General features: G+C 44.3%; 12 protein-coding genes and 1 tRNA gene. 5 read left to right on the top strand and 8 right to left on the bottom strand.

Features of this window, described 5'->3' with window-relative positions:
• Positions 1-2: 2 nt before the first annotated feature.
• From HPS56_RS02415 to HPS56_RS02395, 5 genes are all read right to left on the bottom strand, one after another.
• Positions 3-3,254, bottom strand: coding sequence for a virulence factor SrfB (locus HPS56_RS02415; protein ID WP_172273322.1), 3,252 nt, complete (start codon positions 3,252-3,254; stop codon positions 3-5).
• A 5-nt stretch (positions 3,255-3,259) separates the two neighbouring features.
• Positions 3,260-3,487 carry a DUF1294 domain-containing protein gene (locus HPS56_RS13495; protein WP_353477693.1) on the bottom strand — a complete coding sequence of 76 codons (228 nt, stop codon included), beginning with the start codon at positions 3,485-3,487 and terminating at the stop codon, positions 3,260-3,262.
• Positions 3,488-3,562: 75 nt separating this feature from the next.
• On the bottom strand, positions 3,563-4,309 hold the full coding sequence (locus HPS56_RS02405) for a UpxY family transcription antiterminator (RefSeq protein WP_172273316.1): 747 nt from the start codon (positions 4,307-4,309) through the stop codon (positions 3,563-3,565).
• Between the two features lie 1,077 nt (positions 4,310-5,386).
• Entirely contained in the window at positions 5,387-6,844 is a 1,458-nt protein-coding gene (locus HPS56_RS02400) for an aminoacyl-histidine dipeptidase (RefSeq protein WP_172273313.1), read from the bottom strand.
• A gap of 52 nt (positions 6,845-6,896) precedes the next feature.
• A complete protein-coding gene (locus HPS56_RS02395; RefSeq protein ID WP_172273311.1) occupies positions 6,897-7,910 on the bottom strand; it encodes a lysylphosphatidylglycerol synthase transmembrane domain-containing protein in 1,014 nt (337 codons plus the stop codon).
• A 399-nt stretch (positions 7,911-8,309) separates the two neighbouring features.
• Here HPS56_RS02395 and HPS56_RS02390 point away from each other — a divergent pair, with 399 nt between their 5' ends.
• The 4 genes from HPS56_RS02390 (at position 8,310) to rsmA (ending at position 11,881) form a co-directional block, all read left to right on the top strand.
• Positions 8,310-8,705, top strand: a complete 396-nt coding sequence (locus tag HPS56_RS02390; protein WP_172273308.1) for a BlaI/MecI/CopY family transcriptional regulator — start codon at positions 8,310-8,312, stop codon at positions 8,703-8,705.
• 28 nt (positions 8,706-8,733) lie between these two features.
• Complete coding sequence (locus tag HPS56_RS02385; protein WP_172273305.1) at positions 8,734-10,248, top strand: M56 family metallopeptidase; 1,515 nt, start codon at positions 8,734-8,736, stop codon at positions 10,246-10,248.
• Positions 10,245-10,874, top strand: a complete 630-nt coding sequence (locus HPS56_RS02380) for a hypothetical protein (protein WP_172273302.1) — start codon at positions 10,245-10,247, stop codon at positions 10,872-10,874. Before HPS56_RS02385 ends, HPS56_RS02380 begins: the two co-directional genes overlap by 4 nt.
• Positions 10,875-11,071: 197 nt before the next feature.
• Positions 11,072-11,881 carry a 16S rRNA (adenine(1518)-N(6)/adenine(1519)-N(6))-dimethyltransferase RsmA gene (gene rsmA / locus HPS56_RS02375; RefSeq protein ID WP_172273299.1) on the top strand — a complete coding sequence of 270 codons (810 nt, stop codon included), beginning with the start codon at positions 11,072-11,074 and terminating at the stop codon, positions 11,879-11,881.
• 413 nt (positions 11,882-12,294) lie between these two features.
• Here rsmA and HPS56_RS02370 read toward each other — a convergent pair whose 3' ends face one another.
• Positions 12,295-16,803 (bottom strand): pectinesterase family protein, encoded by a 4,509-nt coding sequence (locus tag HPS56_RS02370; RefSeq protein ID WP_172273296.1) that lies wholly within the window; start codon positions 16,801-16,803, stop codon positions 12,295-12,297.
• A gap of 418 nt (positions 16,804-17,221) precedes the next feature.
• Between HPS56_RS02370 and HPS56_RS02365 the strand changes: the two genes are divergently transcribed.
• Positions 17,222-17,304: transfer RNA gene (locus tag HPS56_RS02365), tRNA-Tyr, on the top strand.
• Between the two features lie 58 nt (positions 17,305-17,362).
• Here the strand turns inward: HPS56_RS02365 and HPS56_RS02360 are convergent.
• Positions 17,363-18,052, bottom strand: coding sequence for a peptidylprolyl isomerase (locus tag HPS56_RS02360; RefSeq protein WP_172273293.1), 690 nt, complete (start codon positions 18,050-18,052; stop codon positions 17,363-17,365).
• 21 nt (positions 18,053-18,073) lie between these two features.
• Positions 18,074-19,465 (bottom strand): MATE family efflux transporter, encoded by a 1,392-nt coding sequence (locus tag HPS56_RS02355; protein ID WP_172273290.1) that lies wholly within the window; start codon positions 19,463-19,465, stop codon positions 18,074-18,076.
• Positions 19,466-19,757: the final 292 nt, after the last annotated feature.

Genomic DNA, 19,757 nt, shown 5'->3' with positions numbered 1-19,757 from the left:
TATTATCCGTTAATACTCAAAACAAACTCACCCTTGTCGAGCCAATAAGCACCATCGCTTGCAAGGCTCTGAACTCCAAATCTGAGCTTCTGCACAGAGAATGGTTTTCCCATGGAATCTACAGCAGAAACAATCTTGAGAACTTCTTTCTCTTGAGAATAGTTTCTGACAACAGAGACCTTGAGAGGAAGTGATACAGTATGGAGGTCAACGTCCTTTGCCAAATCAAGAACAAACAATGGACGTGCCTGGTAGAACTGTGATACAAGCTGTTTGCAGCCAATGAAGAGAGGAAATCCGTGAACTTCGAATGTTGCAGTATTCTGATCAGGTGTAAGCATTGCTTCTGCAACCTTCTGATTGACGGCATTGTATAGACCCATGTAATTGGCTGTTGATACCATGTCTTTCTTCAGATGCGTCATATCCATGTGGAAACCATTGATACCACCATTAGAAGACATGTAACCGATCATGGCACCGATGGCGACCAATGACTTCTGATCCTTGAAATAACCTAAGCCGTCTGCGAAAGGATACCACTCGCCAACTCGGTAATCATTCAGACGAATGAGACGGTTTGGTGATGTAGGATAATACTTTAAGAACAAATCAGTAATTGCAGTCAACGATGTTGGCTTGCCAGCAAGAAGAACGATGTCACAGTTGTAAGTATTGAGCACAATAGCAAGCTGTTTCATCAGAGGCTCAATCTTGGAAATGACAATCTTGGAAAGTACTTCTGTGTCAAAGTTCCAAATGATTTTCTTGAAATCGAAATCAACGTATGTCTTACCATTAGCAACAAGACTGAAATGCTTAGTAAAATGTTCAAGAATGAAACTTGCTGGCTGTAGTTCGTTGAAGAAGTCCTCATACTTCAAGAGCATAGACTTTCTGCCAAGTCTCAACATGTCAAGCATCTTCAGCCCCATAGGTACAGATACCTGAACGTTGAAGTCCTGACGCATAATCCTGTCCTTGTAATCCATCAAAGCCTTATCCTTGCCAAAGAAATTGTGAATACGTTCGGATGTCTCGCGCGACGCGTACATATATTTAATATCGCTCTTCTCTGCATCAGAGAGGTTGTGAAGGCTAACCTTGCCTTTGAGGTTAAGAGCTTCTACAAAATCTTCATCAGACAATGCCATGTAGTTTGAACAGATGGCGTTAAAAATTGGACCTTCATAAACTTGTCCTATGCCCTTGTTCTGACCTTCGATGATAACAGCACGAACTATTTCTTCAAGCAAATCATCACCTGCATAATAGAAGCTATCCCAGAAAAGGGGCTTTGGAGTAAGTTTGCATACCCCCTTGTCATCATACATATATGAGCAGATCATAAGGTCAGTAGTACCAGCACCAATATCGATAGAGCCGATTGTCAATGATTTGCGGTTATAACCATCGTTAGCAAGATCCTTACGTACATGACCATAAAGGTTGAAGAAATCTTCACAGTGATTTAGATAACGCTGAGCGACCTCTGCATACAGGTATACCAACTGACAACATGTTGCTTCATCATATCCCCATTCGGTCTTTATACGCTGAGTGGCAGGATTGTTTGGATTGACAGACAAATCCTTTACTGAAGGAATAATCTGAATCTTACCCTTCCATTCTTCCGGGTCGTATGGCTGATAATACAAGTCTGGATCTTTGCAACGCAAAAGTGAAATGTATGCGTCCTCTGCACACTGGCGGAGAATTATCTGCTCTTCCTTGGGCATAGCGGTAGGACAGGTGATGATGATGCTTCTCAACTTCCGAGGAATGTTTACATCACCACGCTTTTCACGGAACTGTGAACTGTTGATCTGACAATTGGCCTGCTGGAAAATCTCAATCATGACAAATGTCATCAGCGAACGACGTGAGAAAGAACTAAAGATGCCACCATTCTTGTTTCTACGAAGTGTGCCATCGCTATCAAATTGTTCAGATAGTCCCTTAATATTGATATAATGGTTTAAAGAAGAATTATCATCTTCTTCGGTTGTGAGGAAGTCCCACTGTCCATCGAACTGCTTGTTGTCCCATAAATAGCGCTTTGGACTTGAATAGTTCGTTGTTCTTTGTGCTACACCATTTGCAGGGCGTGACTTGTAAATCAACTTGATGGCTTCGTCGCCAACTCGCAGGAAACTCTGCCAAGAGAACTGATCTGGTATATCCATCTCACCGAATTTGCAGTGGTGGAATGCAAGACGCATATCGAAAGGCTTTTTGTAAACCTTCCAAGGTTCTGACAAATCCTGAAGCTGAAGCATGTCAACCTTTGTAAAGTCAGCATCCTCAAACAACACACCACATGTACGAGAATTACCAATATCAAGAACGAGGTCAACAGGTTTTGACTCTTCCTCGTCAGAATAGAGTATTACATTAGGAGTCAATCCCATCTTCTGGAGATATGATACAATAGTAATATAATAAGCTATATATCTGAAATGTGATGCCTCTCCCTTTGCTGATACCAATTCGGTATTTTCCTTGTTGCCGTGAATAAGAGAAGCAATATATTCGTCAACCCACTCGCAATCGTATGGTTTGGGTGAGAAGAAGTTGAAGAGGAGAGAGATGTCATTACTGATAGAGTATTGTTTTTCTCCTTCACCATCATAGAAGAAAGGCTTCACACCTGACATGTCGTTCTTAACAGATGTAGTGTCAAATGCCCATACAATATGATAACGTCTGATATTCTTTACCCTGGAAACAGGAACGAGTTTCATTCTACACCAACCAGTAGGACCAAAGACGCTATTTCCCATAGTATCTTTCTCGAACATAGGCATAGGTAACCACTGGTTCTCAATTGCGTCCAAAGGACATTCGCCTTTTTTAAGTCGCTCTGTTATTGAGCCTGCGAAACAATAGTCACTATAGCAATCCTTTTCATCAAGAACGTCAAGAGAACTAAAGTCAATCTTGGTTTCATCAACAAGACACTCGTTGCCTGCTAGGTTCATATAAACATAAGGTATTGGCTTATGCTTTCTTAACTCATCAAGTCTAACTATTTGTCCTCCAGAGAAACTTACAGCCATCTCTAAAGTCCAAACGTCATCCATGATGTTATAACTCTCATGGAATACTAAAGGCATATCAAAATCATTCTCGTCCTTAATAGAAAGAGGACTGATGAAATTGCCATCTTTATCCACAAAACTTTCTTCTACCTTAATTTCAAAGTCCGAAGTCAGAAATTGAATGCCTGTGTTTGCAATTAGTGATATAGTCATAATTTTTATAAATTTATTATCAATAGTATGATTTGAATGGTTAAGAATAGAGGAACACAAATCTGAAATTTCTTGTGCTGTGTCTTATGTCTAAAACCATGCATTGCTATATAAGCCCCTAATGCGCCTCCAAAGAATGAGAAGGAAAGTAGTGTAATCTCTGCAACACGCCAATTTCCTTTGAGAGCGCATTGCTTGTCGTGCCGGTAAAGCACAAAAGTAATGACGTTCATTATAGTTAAGATACTTATCAACATTCCTATTCTTTTGGAAGTTTATGATGATTATTAGGATATGCAACCATAAATTTATGAATTTTCTTCGTTTTTCTCCAAAAACGCACTTGGCACATAAGCAGATGCGATTGTTAATAGACCGTCAATGATAACTGCCACGCGCTGCTGTCCATGGTAACGTGCAACCTTTCCTATGACTCCCTTAAATGCGCCATCAATGATACGCACCGTCTGACCTTTCTTGAATTTGTAGACATCAGATGGTACAATGATGATGTCTTCCGCTTCAGAAGCACACATTATTTTAAGACTCTCAATCTGATAATCAGGAACGACAAGAGGCTCTTTGACAATTCGTGTCCCTTCGTGGAAATGACGATAATAAAAACGGAGATACGGAAGATTTACGTTGTCGTAAACAAATGACTTTATCTCTTCTTCTGTTCCGCGTGCAAAGAATATATTGGGAAGACGAGATTCCTCAACGGATTTTCTTTTTCCATCAACGATTTTGATGGTGGTGATTGTCGGATAATATGCCTCCACATGTTTTCCATCCAAATAATCGTATGCTTTTTTCTCACGTCCGTATGTGACCCGAAGAGCATACCAATGTGGAACATCCTTAAGTTTTCTCTTGATGGTTTTAAGGGCTGTTCCCGACAGTGCATTTCTGGTGGACACCCCTGTTTGTGAATTCTCTGCCAAAACCGGCTTCTGAACTTCGGGGAGGACATCGGGGGTAAGCCCGGTGCAGGGAGGTCTTTCACCGCCTCCATGGGTGTCTATATCACCAGATACATGCCCATTTACATTCATATCGATGACCTAACTTTATTCTAGACAGAACTCAGTTATGGACATAAAAAAAGCGTGGTTCGTCCTGTTGTCCGTCCCACACACTGAGGCTCTTCCACTGCCTATCAAAGTTGAACAGACAACGTCAGAGCCCACGCCGATATGAATTATCGCTACCGTTAAGAGACCTATATAAACATTATCACCGTACTCCCAACGGGGTACAATCCGTGCTTACAAGGTCTCCACGGGTCGGATATATCACACCCGGGACATCTACCGTTGCTACGTTCAAGACTTTGATACTGATTGTTTTGGAAGATTTCAGTGTGTCTCAAACACAGCGTCGAGTAAACGCCTTCAATATGTCTTGGCTCTCTCCCACCCATAGCCCGCTTAATGCCGAGAAAGTCGTTCGGACTTCTCTGCTTTCAGCCCGGCGTAGGCTGTCTGTCTGCCAATATCGATAACCCGACTTTGCCCACAGACTTGAGAGCCGCGACAAATTTACTAAAATTTTACCAAAAAGAGCAAAAATAATTGATAAATTCTTTCAATCATGTTCGATTTCAACATTTAAGCGACAGTTATTGCCTTATTTGCAACCGCAACAAGGACAATGCCGTGGATTGTCGTGTAAACGTAAGTCATCTTATTCACATGCATAGAAAACCTCTGGTCTGCGACCTGCACCAATCACCTGTATGGAATTAAAACAGGAAGTAAACCTACGGCAGGAATAGTGTAAACCTGAAATGGTGATATTGTGAACCGATATAGTAATAAAGCTAAAAGCATGTCGACCTATTCCCGGAAATGACGCGTCCGCAAACCGCAAAGTGCCTGTCTGAAAAGCTTCCGACTTAAGTCGGAAGGTTTATGAACCGGCACTTTCGAGTTTGCGGACGGGCCTTTTAAAGTTTGGGAACGTGTCGTTTCAGCATTCTGAATCTGCTGATGATAAAATACGGGCGGACATGTGCTTAACAACATATCCGCCCGTATAATGATGTATTCGGGTATAAAGAACAGGGCCACAGCCGTTATTCCTCATATTCCCGGGATGTATACCGTTTATCCTGTATATAACATTACCTTTTACTTAACAGGAATATCCTCAAGTGTCTTCTTCAGCAACATCCAGAACGGCTCTACCGTCGGGATATGGCAACGCTCGGTTGTGGTATGCGGTGAACGCAGCGTAGGACCTAAGGAGACTACGTCGAGTCCGGGATATTTTCCCAATATCACAGAGCACTCCAGACCTGCATGGTCCACCTGTTCTACAGCATCGCTTCCGAACAGCTCCTTATACTCCTTCTCCAGAAGCTTCAGTATCTCGCTGTCTGTATTCGGATCCCATCCGCTGTAGCTTCCGCTGAGCGTAACCTTCATTCCGGCCATATTGAAGCAGCCGGCAAGCGTGTTTGCAATATATTCCTTCATGCTCTCGCTTGAAGAGCGTGCAAGTATCTTCAACACTGCCTTGCCATCGGCGATGTCTATTATGGCAAGATTGGATGATGTCTCGACCACACCGGGTATAGCTGGTATCATACGCAGCACACCGTTGTGGCAACCGTAAATAGCGTCTATAAGATTATCCTGAATATCTTCCGGAACCTGACACTTAGGCGCCTCTGTCTCCTCCACGGTGAGGGTCATGCCGCTCTCTATGCCCTTATACTCATTGTCAAAAACGCTCTTATAACCGGCAACAAGCTCCTTTATGTCCTCGACATTCTCCTTCGGCAGCGTCAGCACCGTCTCGCATTCAAAAGGAATAGCATTCCTCATATTGCCACCGTGCCATGTGGCCAGGCGAGCCTCACATCCGGCAACGGCATCACGCACGATACGCACCATGAGCTTGTTGGCGTTTCCGCGTCCCTCATGAATCTCAAGACCGGAGTGTCCGCCGCGCAGGCCTTTCAACGATATCTTCACAGCCACGTCAGACTCATCCGTCTCTGTCTCCTTATAGCCCAATTCGGCTGTAACATCAATACCTCCGGCACTTCCGATTACGAACTTTCCCCATGTCTCGGAATCAAGGTTAAGAAGAATATCTCCGTTGAGCTCATTCTCGGGAAGGTCGTTGGCACCATACATTCCGGTTTCCTCGTCAGCGGTGATAAGAGCCTCAACGGGACCATGCCTCAATGTCCTGTCTTCCATGACAGCCATTATGGCAGCGACACCGATACCGTCATCCGCGCCAAGTGTGGTTTCCTTTGCCTTTACCCATTCGCCGTCTATATAGGTTTCTATCGGGTCGGTCTCAAAATTATGTGTGCTGGCCTTCGACTTCTGCGGAACCATGTCCATGTGGGCCTGAAGTATCACACCCTTTCTGTTTTCCATTCCTTCTGACGCAGGCTTCCGCATAACAATATTTCCAGCCTCATCCTTAAAGGCCTCTACTCCTGCTCCTTTTGCGAAGTCAAGAAGAAAGTCCTGTACTTTTTCAAGGTGTCCCGACGGACGGGGAACTTGTGTCAGCGCATGAAAATTGCGCCATATACACTCCGGTTTTAAGTTTTTAATTTCACTCATAGCTTAATATTTATAGTGTTCTTATCATTCTGTATCCTGAAATCATATCATATCAAGATACGGTCATATCTCTTGCTGCGACACGGCGTCCGGTAAACATCAAACCGACCCATGCCCATATTCCAAGCAAGACAACAAGCATTGTCTGCACGGAATGTACTATCAAAACGAAATAAAGCGCCTTCTCATCCGCCACGCCATACAGTATGAGCATTGTCTTAACGGCAAAATGCCATGGCCCCGCGCCATTGGGCGTCGGCACCAGGACGGCTATGCTCCCGACGACGAATGTGACCATGCCACACGCCATGCCGAGATTCTCTGTAAAGCCGAAACAAAAGAACGCAAGATAATAATGCAGGAAATAGCATGCCCATATACCTATCGTCATCAGAACAAACAACGGGACATTGTCCATTCTCCTCAGCGACATCACGCCTTGCCATATTCCGCTCAAGGTGGTCTTCACCTTATTATATATAGAAAGCCTCTTAAGAAGGAACGCAAAAAATCCTAAGGCCACCGCTCCACAAAGAGCGGTCACGGCATATCCGGCAGGTGAGAAACGGGAAAAAAGACTGTCTATGCTTGTGCCTGTCTCATCGAAGAATATACCGAATACCCTGAACTGCAACAACAGTGTAATGCCGGCCACAACCATGACAAGCAAAGAATCTATGGCTCTCTCTGTGACAACAGTTCCCAAGGATTTAGGGAAGGAAACATCATCATACCTCTTCAATATCCCGCAACGCGTGAACTCGCCTATACGCGGAACGACAAGACTTGACGCATAAGAAAGAAATATGGAATTGATACTGACCGAAAGGCGCGGATACTCACCGACAGGATTCAGTGTTAGTCTCCATCTCCATCCTCTTATAATCTGTGCCAATATTCCGAAAGGGAAAGACAGCAACATCCATGTCCAGTCCATTTCATTGAAAAGAACATTCCTTACGCTCTTGAAGTCGAAACCACGGTACATCCAATACAGTATCGCGCCTCCCAACGTTAACGGTAATACAACTTTGGCGAAGTTATTCGTAAGATTCTTCAATTCCATATCATCTGCAAAGATACTGCAAATCATAATAAGAGCAAAATAAAAACAAAGGTTTTTCACGGCTGTACACTTTATTGCACCGACAGTCTTATGGAATCAGCATAACGGCACTGCATTTCGATATTAAATAAGACACACACCTGTCCGGCTTGTCGCATCATACCGGACACTGTAAAGCCACACATTCCTTTATCACCAACCAGATCCTCCGATAAACAGAATATGGAACACAAAAACTTAATATCTAAGAAAGCATGAAGAATATCTAATAATAAAAGTTAAAAGATTTCATACTACCGTTTGTTTTTAGTAAATTTCTTGCAGAGGTTTCATTTTTCATAGTATCTTTGGAGTACAATATCTAAAACATTAAATACATAAACTAAAAATTTAGATAATATGAAACGAAACAGTGAGGAAAAGACACTGACACGTGCCGAGATGGAAATCATGAACATTCTTTGGAACAGTGAGGATGCAATGAGTACGCACAGCATTATAGAGAAGTATCCGGACCCCAAACCCGCCTACTCCACCATTGCCACGTTCCTTAAAATACTTACTAAAAAAGGATTCATCAATTACAGGAAAGCCGAGGCAGGAAACAAGACTTTCTATTTTTACCCGCTATTGACAAGACAGAGATACACCTCTCTGTTTATGCAGGAGACAAAAAGCACACTCTTCGGCAACTCCGCGAAAGCCATGCTTCATTTCTTTGCACAAAGCGAAGATATATCGGATGAGGACATCGAACAGATACTGAATATGATAAGGAGTAACGGCCGTTCCTGACAACATCACACTAATTTATTTACCGCTTATGATATTCATATTCAAATCTGCCATCACGCTGGCAATGCTATACTGCTGTTTCTTCACTTTTCTGAGTAAGGAGACATTCCACCGTTTCAACCGCATAATGCTTGTCGGCATAATGGCGGCGGCACTGACAATACCTCTCATACAATTGACAACCACGACCCCTACAGTTGTCAACGAGGGACTGTACCAAATAGAACGTGATTTCACATATACCGCCATATCCGTCAAAGATATTGCAGACACACCCGAACATCACGAATGGGCGGTCTATGCTGTCATAATTTATTTGGCAGGGGTGGTGATAATGCTGTGTATCGCGGCAATACAGTTTGTGACACTCCTGCGCTACATGCGCGGCGGGTTGCGGCATACAGACTGTTACGGCAACACTATCATATTGAAGACAAACGACATATCTTCGTTCAGCGTACTGAAATATATTGTAATGTCGGTAAATGATTATGAAACCTACCGCACATATATCCTGACCCACGAGCAGGAACACATACGCCTCGGGCATACATACGATCTGATGCTACTCGGAGTCATGAAGATAATGCAATGGTTCAATCCCTTCATCTGGTTCTTGGGCCGTGACCTCAGGGCTGTTCATGAGTTTGAAGCGGACCAGGCTGTAATAAACAAAGGCATCGATGCAAAAACATATCAACAATTACTTGTGATGAAGGCCGTTGGTGAACGTCTGCAGCTGTTCACAAACTGTCTCAACCACAGTTCACTAAAACGCAGAATAATAATGATGTACAACAAGAAGACAAACAGATGGATGATGCTCAAGGCTCTGTGCGCCATCCCTGTGGCGGCACTTGCCATAACCGCCTTTGCCAAGCCTATGGCAATAGAAAAAGTAGAGAATGCCATCACAACAGCAGAGGAGAAGATTACAAGAACCGTGAAACACACGGTAGAGAGCAGGCTCGTGCCGGAAAGCAAAAAAGAGGCCAAGAGAGAAATCCCACAAACCAAAGCACAGCCAGCAATGGCAAAGGATGCGAGCCAGACTGAGAGCAAGAATGCCGACATGCCCAAGAATATGGAAACGGCAAAGAACATGGAAACGGTGAAGAACGTAAGACAGACGAAGACAAAGAAAAACATTCCTGTATACAACGACATGCCGGAATATACCGGACAGTCATCAATAAAAAACGGAGTGAGAATCAAACGTACCGATGACTGCACATACGTAACGCTGATTTGCACATGCCGCGACAATGTCGGACTGTACAAGATTGGAGGAAAAGAAAACAGGACATTCATAGAAGACGTGGAAACAGGCGACCATTACAAGGCACGCCGCGTCAAGGACGAAACTGCCGTATTCGGAGGAGACGGATTTGTTGTAACCAACATGAAAGGAAAGAGATGGGCGGTGACACTGGAGTTCCCTCCGTTGCCCGACAATGTAAAACACATCAGATTCTGGCACCTGGACAATTGGACCGGGAGTGAATATAGGATTATAAATATTAAAGACATTGAAGAGATATGAGAATAAAAAACATTTTTCTGCTTGGCTGTCTGATTGCGGCCTCATGCACAACTCCAAAAGCCATCAGTAATGATAAAATCAAGTATGACAAGACACTGCCCGTTATCCCAAAAGTATCAGTAATAAAAGATCCCGCAAATTACAACAAGGAAGACAAATACACCTTTCCCATATACGGCAACGAGACAGCTGTGGCGCCACCGGTGGTAAACCGGAACGGTTCCTTGAACCCTGTCGCCATCTGGTGTACAAAGGAATGCACCGTTGTGGCCAGCCTCACACAACTGCAATGGGACATGCATTATTTCCAGAGAACATCCGGCGATTACATCGAAGATGCGGAAACAGGCAAAAGATATTATGTAAAAGGCACTTATGACGGACTACCGATGGACATGAGCTACAACATAAAAGGCGTTTCCGGAGAATGGATATGCAGTTTCGACATATATCCGCCGTTACCAGAGAAATGCACAAGAATAAACATCATAGAACAAGACGTCACGGACAATGTAAAGAACGGAGCGGCATGGGGCGGTGGTCTGCGCATTCACAATGTACAGGTATCATTGCTGCAACGCAACCAAAACATAGTGAAGTTCCAAAAGACCAGAATTATAGAATAGCAAATATTAATAGAAAGAGGAAGCCGGACTGTCCGCAACCGCAAGGTGAACGGCAGTCCGCTTTTTATATATGAATCCGATGCCAATTCCACCGCCCTTTGCTTTTGCACATAATTAATTTGGCGGCATCGGTTTCTTTTTTTACCTTTGCAAAAGCTAAGCTGCATTCGGGAATCGACAGCCGCATCATCAATAATATGAAACAAGTAAGACCAAAGAAGAATTTAGGCCAGCATTTTCTGACAGACCTGAATATTGCAAAACGTATAGCAGACACCGTAGACGCATGTAAGGACATCCCCATACTGGAAGTTGGGCCGGGCATGGGCGTGCTAACACAATATCTTACAGAAAAACAGCGCGAGGTGAAAGTGGTAGAAATAGACACGGAATCGGTGGAATACCTGCGTGAAAACTTTCCAAGCCTCAACGACAATATAATCGGAGAAGATTTCCTGCGTATGGACCTTAGCGGCATTTTCGGAGGACGCCGGTTCGTACTTACAGGAAACTATCCTTATGACATATCGTCACAGATATTCTTCAAGATGCTTGACAATAAGGAACTTATACCATGCTGTACTGGAATGATACAGCGTGAAGTGGCATTGCGTATGGCATCGGAGCCGGGAAACAAGGCATACGGAATATTAAGCGTACTAATACAGGCATGGTATGATGTGGAATATCTGTTTACCGTTGACGAAAATGTATTTAATCCGCCGCCAAAAGTAAAAAGCGCCGTCATCAGAATGACACGCAACGATGTGACCGACCTCGGATGCAATGAAAGTCTGTTCAAAAGAGTAGTGAAAACCGTTTTCAACCAACGGCGTAAGATGCTGCGCGTGAGCCTGCGGCAGATATTCCCCGGAAAGCCGTCAGCCGACGCTTTCTTCGCTCACGACATTATGACAAAGCGTCCCGAACAGCTTACAATCAACCAGTTTGTTGAACTGACCAATATGGTTGACAAAGAACTATGCCTGCAACAGGACTGCCCTTAACCCTCATGTCCTCATTGACATACATCAAGAACAAAGGCCTTTACTTTCTTTTTCCATACACATAAAACCCGACATACCGATATTACCATTACCTTTGCCGCATAATAATAAGGAAACAGCATACGGATATCCGACTTACACACCGTATTACAGAACAAAGAAGAATTTGAGAGAAAGGCCTATAAAGACATAAGGTTATAGAAACAGAGGCAAACTTCGGAAAAAAATGAAAACCGGATAGTATTAATGAAAGGAATGTTCTAAGGTTTTTAGTCTGTTTCTGGTTGTAAGAATTGTATTCAACGATAACATTTGTCGGCGGACGGAAGAACCACCGTTCTTCAACTAATAAAAAGAGGCATTCGGAAATTTTCATCCGAATGCCTTTTTTGCCATAATTATACAAACAGGTTCTATTGCCTGTTCTGCTTTACTACGGTTCTGCCCCCGTCGCTCATTACCTGCACTTTCACAACCGTGCCTTTATAAGACTCGTCTACTCTTATACCCTGCATGTTGTAATACAATGTGTTGACAACACCGGCCGCATTCTCCACATTGCTTATACCGGACAATACGGTTGCATCGGCCGCCTCGCCAAGGCCTCCCATCTCATTGGCGGCACGCACGGAATACTTAGATTCGGTATCAGCCACCTTATAGGAGTTTTCTGTTGTGAACGCAATCACTTTTCCGTTCTCGCAAATTGCCCAGCAAAGAACATAATCGCTGTTGTCCCATGTAAGCTCATTACCTGCCAGCCTGACATTCTTCGGAGCCGAAGCCTGCTCTGTGGCAGCCGTAGGATCCCAATCATCGTCAGCACCCATCACCGTGGCGATTGTCATCTGGGCAGCTTCTGCGGCACTCAGAACAGGATTGTTCTCGTGACCGTCGCCAAATGTCTTCTTACGGTTGCTGAGGTCGATAACAGTGCCGTTGGAAGTAACGGAATTGTACTCCGCAAATCTCTTCGGCCAGCCTGTTCCCATCTCATTCCATCCTACCGCACTCGGCTGGACATTCATCTTGGTATTGATAAACAGCGCTATCGGAGTTCCGTCACCCCATGGACGTCCAAGGGTATACTTGCCGTTCACATCGTTCTTCTCGCCGTTAATCTCACAGTCCTTGAATATATATCCATACTGCTTCGGTGTGGAAGGAACGGCAATATATCCGTTGTCGCATATCACAAGGTTCACACCATTATAATATACGTCACCCTTGCCGCAAAGGAAGTCAGTGCGTCCGCGCAGACGTCCGTTCTCGAAATAGAACCGTCCGTTCTGGTTGTTCGACAGGTACGTATCCTGATAGCCGTGCAGACATACATTCTTGCAGACAGTCTTGTTTGAGTTGTCCTCAAGTGCCGCGTTACGTCCGCGTGAATCCTTCATACCGTTCTTGACGGTTATATCCTGTATATATGTATTTACCGCAGCCTTGCCAAGGTCAATGGTCTGATTATTATGAAGTCCCTCTATAGGATTCTTAGGTCCATTATCCCCGGGAACTTCAACATCAGGCAATGTATTGACAACAGACGTGTTATCCATTCCCTCACCTATAATTGAAATGTTAGGCGAAGTTATATATGTGATAGGACTCGGATAAGCCACACCGTCACAACCGGTGACGGTCTCTGTCTCACTTGCCGGAATTGTATATGCCCCCTGTTTGATGAATATTCTGAAACGCACCGAAGTGTCGGCACGCTTTGCTGCCGCCGCTATCGCTGCCTTGAAATCTCCGTTGTCAGGAACGATGAAGTCATACATGGCTTTTGTTACGGCCGGACGTGTTTTCGTGCTGAACGAAATCGTAATCTCATTCTCATTGAAATTCTCCGTAAGGTCTGAGACACTCTTTGAAGGAAGTGAGAAGATGTATTCCGTGGAGTATTCCAATCCCTTATACTCAAATATGACTGTCTTGCCGGATACCACAGGGCTTAATTCCATCTTAGCGGAACCTGTCGCAGAAGCAAGTGTTGCCTTCACGCCTTCAGCCACCACTACCTTCTCGTCAAATGTAAGGATGATCTTTCCGTTTGCGGAAGCATTAGCGTTTCCGTTTTCCGGCACGGTGGATACAAGTACAGGAGCCTTTCCGTCATTAATGTGGTTCTCTGCTCCGGTGATAAATATCTTGCTTATTGCAATACCGTCATTATCCGATGTAGTACCGTCAATATCCGATGTCTTGTCTGCTATCCAACGGATGTATACAGACTTTTTATTGTCCGCATCCTTCGGCAGTGCGAACTCTTCCTCTTTCCAGTTCTTTCTACCCTCAATATTTATACTGCCAATACGTTTCCACTCATTGCCGTCAAGCGAATACTCAACATTATAGGTCGTATAGGCATTATAGTTATAAAGCATGGCACTGCTTACCTTAATATCCGTGAACGCCTCTGCATTCACCATCGTCTGCCAATAGTAGTCTCCCAAGCCTGTCGTTCTCCAGTTCACGGCACAGTGGCCGCCTTCATAACCGCTATTGTCAGCCTCATAACTCTTGTCAAGCCATCCGCTGGTCTCGCCAGCCTCATTCCTCAGAATCAAAGATGCGGCATCGTTTTCTGCAGCGGCAAAGTCAGCCACACGTCCGTCGTTACCCCTTAGAATGAAATCCCAACCGACAATAAAGTCTATTGCAGAGAAATTCGCAGTAAGGGCTATATCCTGATCCATAAGAACGGAAATGGTATTTGACGTCTCACCGTTACTCCAGTTAGTGAATGTCATTATCTTGTTTCCTGTAGCCGTGAGAGTGACATTAGTTCCTTCCTCATACATTTTCTTTCCGTCAACGATTGCCGGTTCAGGAGTTGCAGTCACCATATAGCCATTGGCAGGCTTCAACACGGTTATGTCTAATGAATAGGTGTTGAGTTTTTGGAAATTTGCCGTAAACACTTCATCGGCATTCAAGGTATGTGTAAACTGTTCCGACTCCGACACCACATTTCCGGAAGCGTCAGTCCAATTCACGAACTTATATCCAAAATTCTTTTTAGCTGTAAGTCTTATCTCCGTACCGTCCTCAAACTCTGTACCTGCGGGATAAACGTTTACCGTTCCTGCATTCTCTGGACTCACAGCAGTTGCAAGAGTATATCTTGCCACATTCTCAACCGTTCCGTTCAAAACGCCTTCGATGCGCACATCGCTGAATCCGCCTTCCTTTGTACTTCCCACACCGACTGTGGCAGACATTGTGAACCCATCGGCAGAAGCAAACTTTGCCTGCTGCTCTTTTGTGAGTTCTATAACAAACTGATTGGTATAATTGTCTCTGTTGCCAAATTTATCACTATCCTTGTCTTTATTTGCACGCGGTGCGGTGAAAGTTCCCAATGTTTCCTGGGTGCCGTCAGCAAGAATAGCGCTGACCGTCACTCCATTCTCGGCATCCGTTCCGAAACGCTGGATATATGCACTGACTTTTGTAGGTGTGAAAACAAGTCCCTTGGACGGCTTCACGGTCCATTCCGCAGCTTTCGTAGAGCCTGACGGTTTTAATTTAAGGAATCTCACTAAATTTCCGTCCGCATCCTTCGCCTGACCGGTTCCTGTTCCTGTCACTTCAAGATCGCCTATATTAGCTACGGCAGAAGAGAATCCGTCTGCTGGGGCAACAGTATTGGCCGCAACAAAATCCTTGTCTGCATTGAAATTCCATACCGCGCCTGCATATTCATCCGTATATGTTTTACCGCCTGAGGCCAACACCGGCAACACAACGCTTACATATCTATAATAAGAACCGTTGCCAATAACAATATCGACTATTTCCGCCGTATTGCCAATAATATAGCTTATGGTATTGGCCTGTGTGTAATCATTCTGGCCGTCTATCGTAGTGGTTGTTATTGTCTCATACGCTTCAAGAGATACGGCCGCACCCTTGCACGAAGGAACGGAAAGTTTGGTTCCGTTATTCATCTGGCACCAGTCTGTCCAGTTGCCATTGGCTATCTTTCCGCCGTTATTGGTGTCAAAGTCGAGCTTAACGTCTATTGTCCGGCCATTTACCACGGCCTGAGTAACGTATATTCCGGTCTTGTTCTGATAACTCATCAACGGCGCACCGTTCTGTCTCTGGAAATCCCATTTCAACGTTACAGCATCCGTACGGTCTGCAACAGACACGGTATTGTCGGTAAACACAGGCGTAAGGGTTATATCCTCGCTCACTGTAAGTTCTTCTCCTATGGCGTATGTAGCCGTGCCGTCAGTCCATCCCGTAAGTGTCTTGCCCTCTATATACAACGTGCGGTTGGCCGGAACCACAACCTTTGAGCCGACCTCCACTTTCTGAGCTTCCGGCAACAAATCGCCTTCAGCCGTCATATCTCCAAGGGAGAATGTCACAGTCGCCTCGTCAACCAGGTCCGACGGATCGACCTTTTCCACTGCAATATAAGGAGTGTAGCTACCACCGGAAATTGTCAATGTGGTCGCATCCGTGCCTTTGTAGTATGCAGAGGCGATATTGGCATTCTTGTCATTGTGATAGCACGCACCGGTATTAGTGTTGAATTTCGCAACCACTTCTCCGGCGGCATTCTTCACAGTCACATCACCGCCCCACGCACAAGTACCCATAGATATCCTTACAGGGCCTTCCACATCTACCGTGGACGAGAAATTCCCCCATCCATGTTCTCTTGTATGGAAATTACCGGTAAGCACAATATTAGCCGAAGCGTCGTCGGCTAATACTCTCGTCTGTGTGCCATCATCTGCGACAGCAACACCAAATGATAATGACGCCCCTTCAACAGCCTCGTCTGAGGTCAGGAAATTAGCGTCCGTCAAATCAATCTTGATATCCCTGAATGCGGCATTGGCAGGTATCACACCGCCAAGACATACCAACAGGATAACAAAACTCAAAAATCTTTTTGCCATTTTAGTTAGTAAAAAAATATTAGTAAATAAATCGATAGTTATATTTTAGTCCTTATTTTTAAATGACTGCAAAGTTAATTGTTTTTCTATATAAAAGAATATTTTAAACTTACTTTTAACCGTCTAACCGGCATTTTTGTTTTATTTTCCCCTTTTATTGATTATTTTTATCCTCATATCCACCATCATATATGTTCAAAATATTAATAATAAAATTTCTTCATTGTAACATAGAACACCTCATTGCGGAAATCTCTCCTTTGATTGGTATGGACGTCAGACTTAGAGCTGACGTCCATACCAATCAAAGAATATATGCCTCTTTTTTACATAAAATGAAACGTCAAATAAAAAAACAACTGACAAAATTTGGTATTCTGTTTTTTTATTCATACCTTTGCACTCGCTTTAAAGGCAAGGGCAAATTCCAGAGTGGCCAAATGGGGCAGACTGTAAATCTGCTGTCTCTCGACTTCGGTGGTTCGAATCCATCTTTGCCCACGATAAAAAGCGGTAAGACCATTTATGTCTCACCGCTTTTTATTTTACCCCCGCCCCTCTATTTCTTCGGGGCATCATCATTGATCACCGTAGCCCTTAATATCCTTATATCATCCACAGGCCGGTCATAATCATCCGTAAAGGCTTTCTGAATACGTTCCGCCACATCCATTCCTTCCAAAACTTCACCAAAAACTGTATATGTACCGTCAAGATGTGGAGTTCCGCCAACCTTACGATAGGTCTCAATTATCCCGGGAGTAAGAGTTATCGGGCTTGCCGCTACCGTATCAAGATGCTCCTGGGTTCTTAGCACAGCCTCAGAAGACATTCTCTTACCTATAACGATATAAAACTGACATGCATCTGACTTATACTCAGGATTGGTCTTGTCGCCTTCACGCGCCATTGCCACCGCCCCGCGCTTATGATAATATTTAGGGAAACGTATTTCTGCGGGGATATTATAATCAAGTGTTCCCGTGCCAAGATGCGCACCAGGTTCTGCCGTCTTGCTCTTCGGATCACCTGCCTGTATCATAAAATTTGGTATGACACGATGAAAAAGCAAACTGTCATAAAAGTGCATCCTTACCAACTTCAGGAAATTATCCCTATGCTGCGGTGTATCATCATACAGCATTATACGTATATCACCTGCCGTAGTCTCAAACAACACTTCCTTCTCCTGCGACATGACACACAACGGTGCAATCGCAAACACCAATGCTACAATAAATGCTCTCATATAACGATTATCTTTAAATTATTATTTCTTTTTATCCGCCATGATTCCATCAGCCCAGTTTCCCCTTAAAAGCCTGTAAATGAAAATGACTCCTCTGAATGTCAACTCGACGGCCATAGCCGTCCAGACACCTTTCAATCCGTAAGCAGGAGCCAAGGCAGCGGCAAGCGACAAACGGACAGCCCACATACTGACAAGATTCATGGCCGCAGGCTTTACTGTATCACCCGCACCTACAAATACGCCATAACACACTATGGCTGCAGCGAACATCGGCTCGGCAAAAGCCTCTATGCGCAAAACGGCAGAACCAAGTTCACGGATAGCCTCAACAGGGGTCATAACGGAAATAAGTCCGTAGGAAAAGACATACATCAAAACTGCCATGACTGTCATCACGACCACACCCAACATAACAGAAAGATGCGCAAAGCTCCTTGTCAGAACTTTCTGCCCTGCTCCAAGCCCCTGCCCGACAAGAGTTGTCGCAGCCTCAGCTATACCATAACCCGGCATATAGCAGATACTCTCAACCGTTATCGCAAATGTATTCGCGGCAATAGATATATTACCAAGTGGGGCAACAATCGCCGTACTGACAATTTGTGCACCTCCCATCAATATCTGCTGAAGTCCCATCGGCGCCCCTATCCTAAGTGCTGTCCTGACACAATCAGAGGTGGGGATGAACGAACCGCCATGACGGCTTATAGACAAATGCCTGGAACGGTATACAAGAAAATAGAACATCAACGAGGCTGTAGTCAGCAGGGCAAGCAACGTTCCCATGGCCGCCCCCATCACCCCGAGCCCGACAACGAATATCAATATATAGTTGAAAACCACATCCAATATACACATAAGAATATTCAACATGCTCGGAATCTTCATGTTGCCGCTACATTTCAACATACTTGCCGACAGGCTCGACAACTGAAGCAACGGAACAGCCATTGAAAACACAAGAAAATACATTGATGCGTCATGGGCAATATCCTCTCCGCCGCCAAGCCAGAAAGGCAGACGCGAGTGTATGAGAAAGGCTGTAAGGGAAATGACGGAACTGAATATCAATGTACAGACGATACCCTGCCGCAACACACGGCGTGCAGCGTCAAAATCGTTGGCACCTATGAAATGTGCCACCTGAACGGAAAAGCCCATGGACGCCGCACTGGTAAGACCTCCAAACAACCATGTGGTAGACTCGACAAGACCAACCGAAGCAGCCTGTCTTTCACCAAGGCTGCCCACCATCGAGGCGTCAATAAAGAACATCATTATAGCCGACATCTGTGAAAGTATAGACGGTATGCTAAGCTGGATTATAAGCCTAAGCCTTTGACCACGCGTCATCTCACGCCCTTCACGTATGTAATCAAGCAATTCGCTTTCTTTATTATTTAGAGGCATTTCCGTTCTCGCTTTTTTATTCCTGAAACTTAATATCACAATAATTATGCAAACCAAAAACAATCAATATTTATAGAAACTGTTATATGGCCACAATAAATATGATGCAAAATTACTTCAAAAAAACGAGACATAGACAGAAACATGGAAAATAGATGTTAATTACAATGCCGGCTCAACCGGCAACGGCATTGACGGCAAGCCGGTTAGCGTCATTTCTACCGTTTTTCTCGGTTATTCCGGAGATTTGTCGTAACTTTGCAATAATATTAAGGTATAACTAAATAATAAC

This window comes from Xylanibacter muris, assembly GCF_013166605.1.
In the GTDB taxonomy this organism is placed as follows: domain Bacteria; phylum Bacteroidota; class Bacteroidia; order Bacteroidales; family Bacteroidaceae; genus Prevotella; species Prevotella muris.
The sequence above is the reverse complement of the archived record's forward strand: the minus strand, read 5'-3'. Positions and strand labels throughout refer to the sequence as shown.

Bases quoted from the DNA above. Each gene is read 5' to 3' on its own strand.
- HPS56_RS02415 (WP_172273322.1), bottom strand. From the start codon at position 3,254: ATGACTATATCACTAATTGCAAACACAGGCATTCAATTTCTGACTTCG.
- HPS56_RS13495 (WP_353477693.1), bottom strand. From the start codon at position 3,487: ATGAACGTCATTACTTTTGTGCTTTACCGGCACGACAAGCAATGCGCT.
- HPS56_RS02405 (WP_172273316.1), bottom strand. From the start codon at position 4,309: ATGAATGTAAATGGGCATGTATCTGGTGATATAGACACCCATGGAGGC.
- HPS56_RS02400 (WP_172273313.1), bottom strand. From the start codon at position 6,844: ATGAGTGAAATTAAAAACTTAAAACCGGAGTGTATATGGCGCAATTTT.
- HPS56_RS02395 (WP_172273311.1), bottom strand. From the start codon at position 7,910: ATGGAATTGAAGAATCTTACGAATAACTTCGCCAAAGTTGTATTACCG.
- HPS56_RS02390 (WP_172273308.1), top strand. From the start codon at position 8,310: ATGAAACGAAACAGTGAGGAAAAGACACTGACACGTGCCGAGATGGAA.
- HPS56_RS02385 (WP_172273305.1), top strand. From the start codon at position 8,734: ATGATATTCATATTCAAATCTGCCATCACGCTGGCAATGCTATACTGC.
- HPS56_RS02380 (WP_172273302.1), top strand. From the start codon at position 10,245: ATGAGAATAAAAAACATTTTTCTGCTTGGCTGTCTGATTGCGGCCTCA.
- rsmA (WP_172273299.1), top strand. From the start codon at position 11,072: ATGAAACAAGTAAGACCAAAGAAGAATTTAGGCCAGCATTTTCTGACA.
- HPS56_RS02370 (WP_172273296.1), bottom strand. From the start codon at position 16,803: ATGGCAAAAAGATTTTTGAGTTTTGTTATCCTGTTGGTATGTCTTGGC.
- HPS56_RS02360 (WP_172273293.1), bottom strand. From the start codon at position 18,052: ATGAGAGCATTTATTGTAGCATTGGTGTTTGCGATTGCACCGTTGTGT.
- HPS56_RS02355 (WP_172273290.1), bottom strand. From the start codon at position 19,465: ATGCCTCTAAATAATAAAGAAAGCGAATTGCTTGATTACATACGTGAA.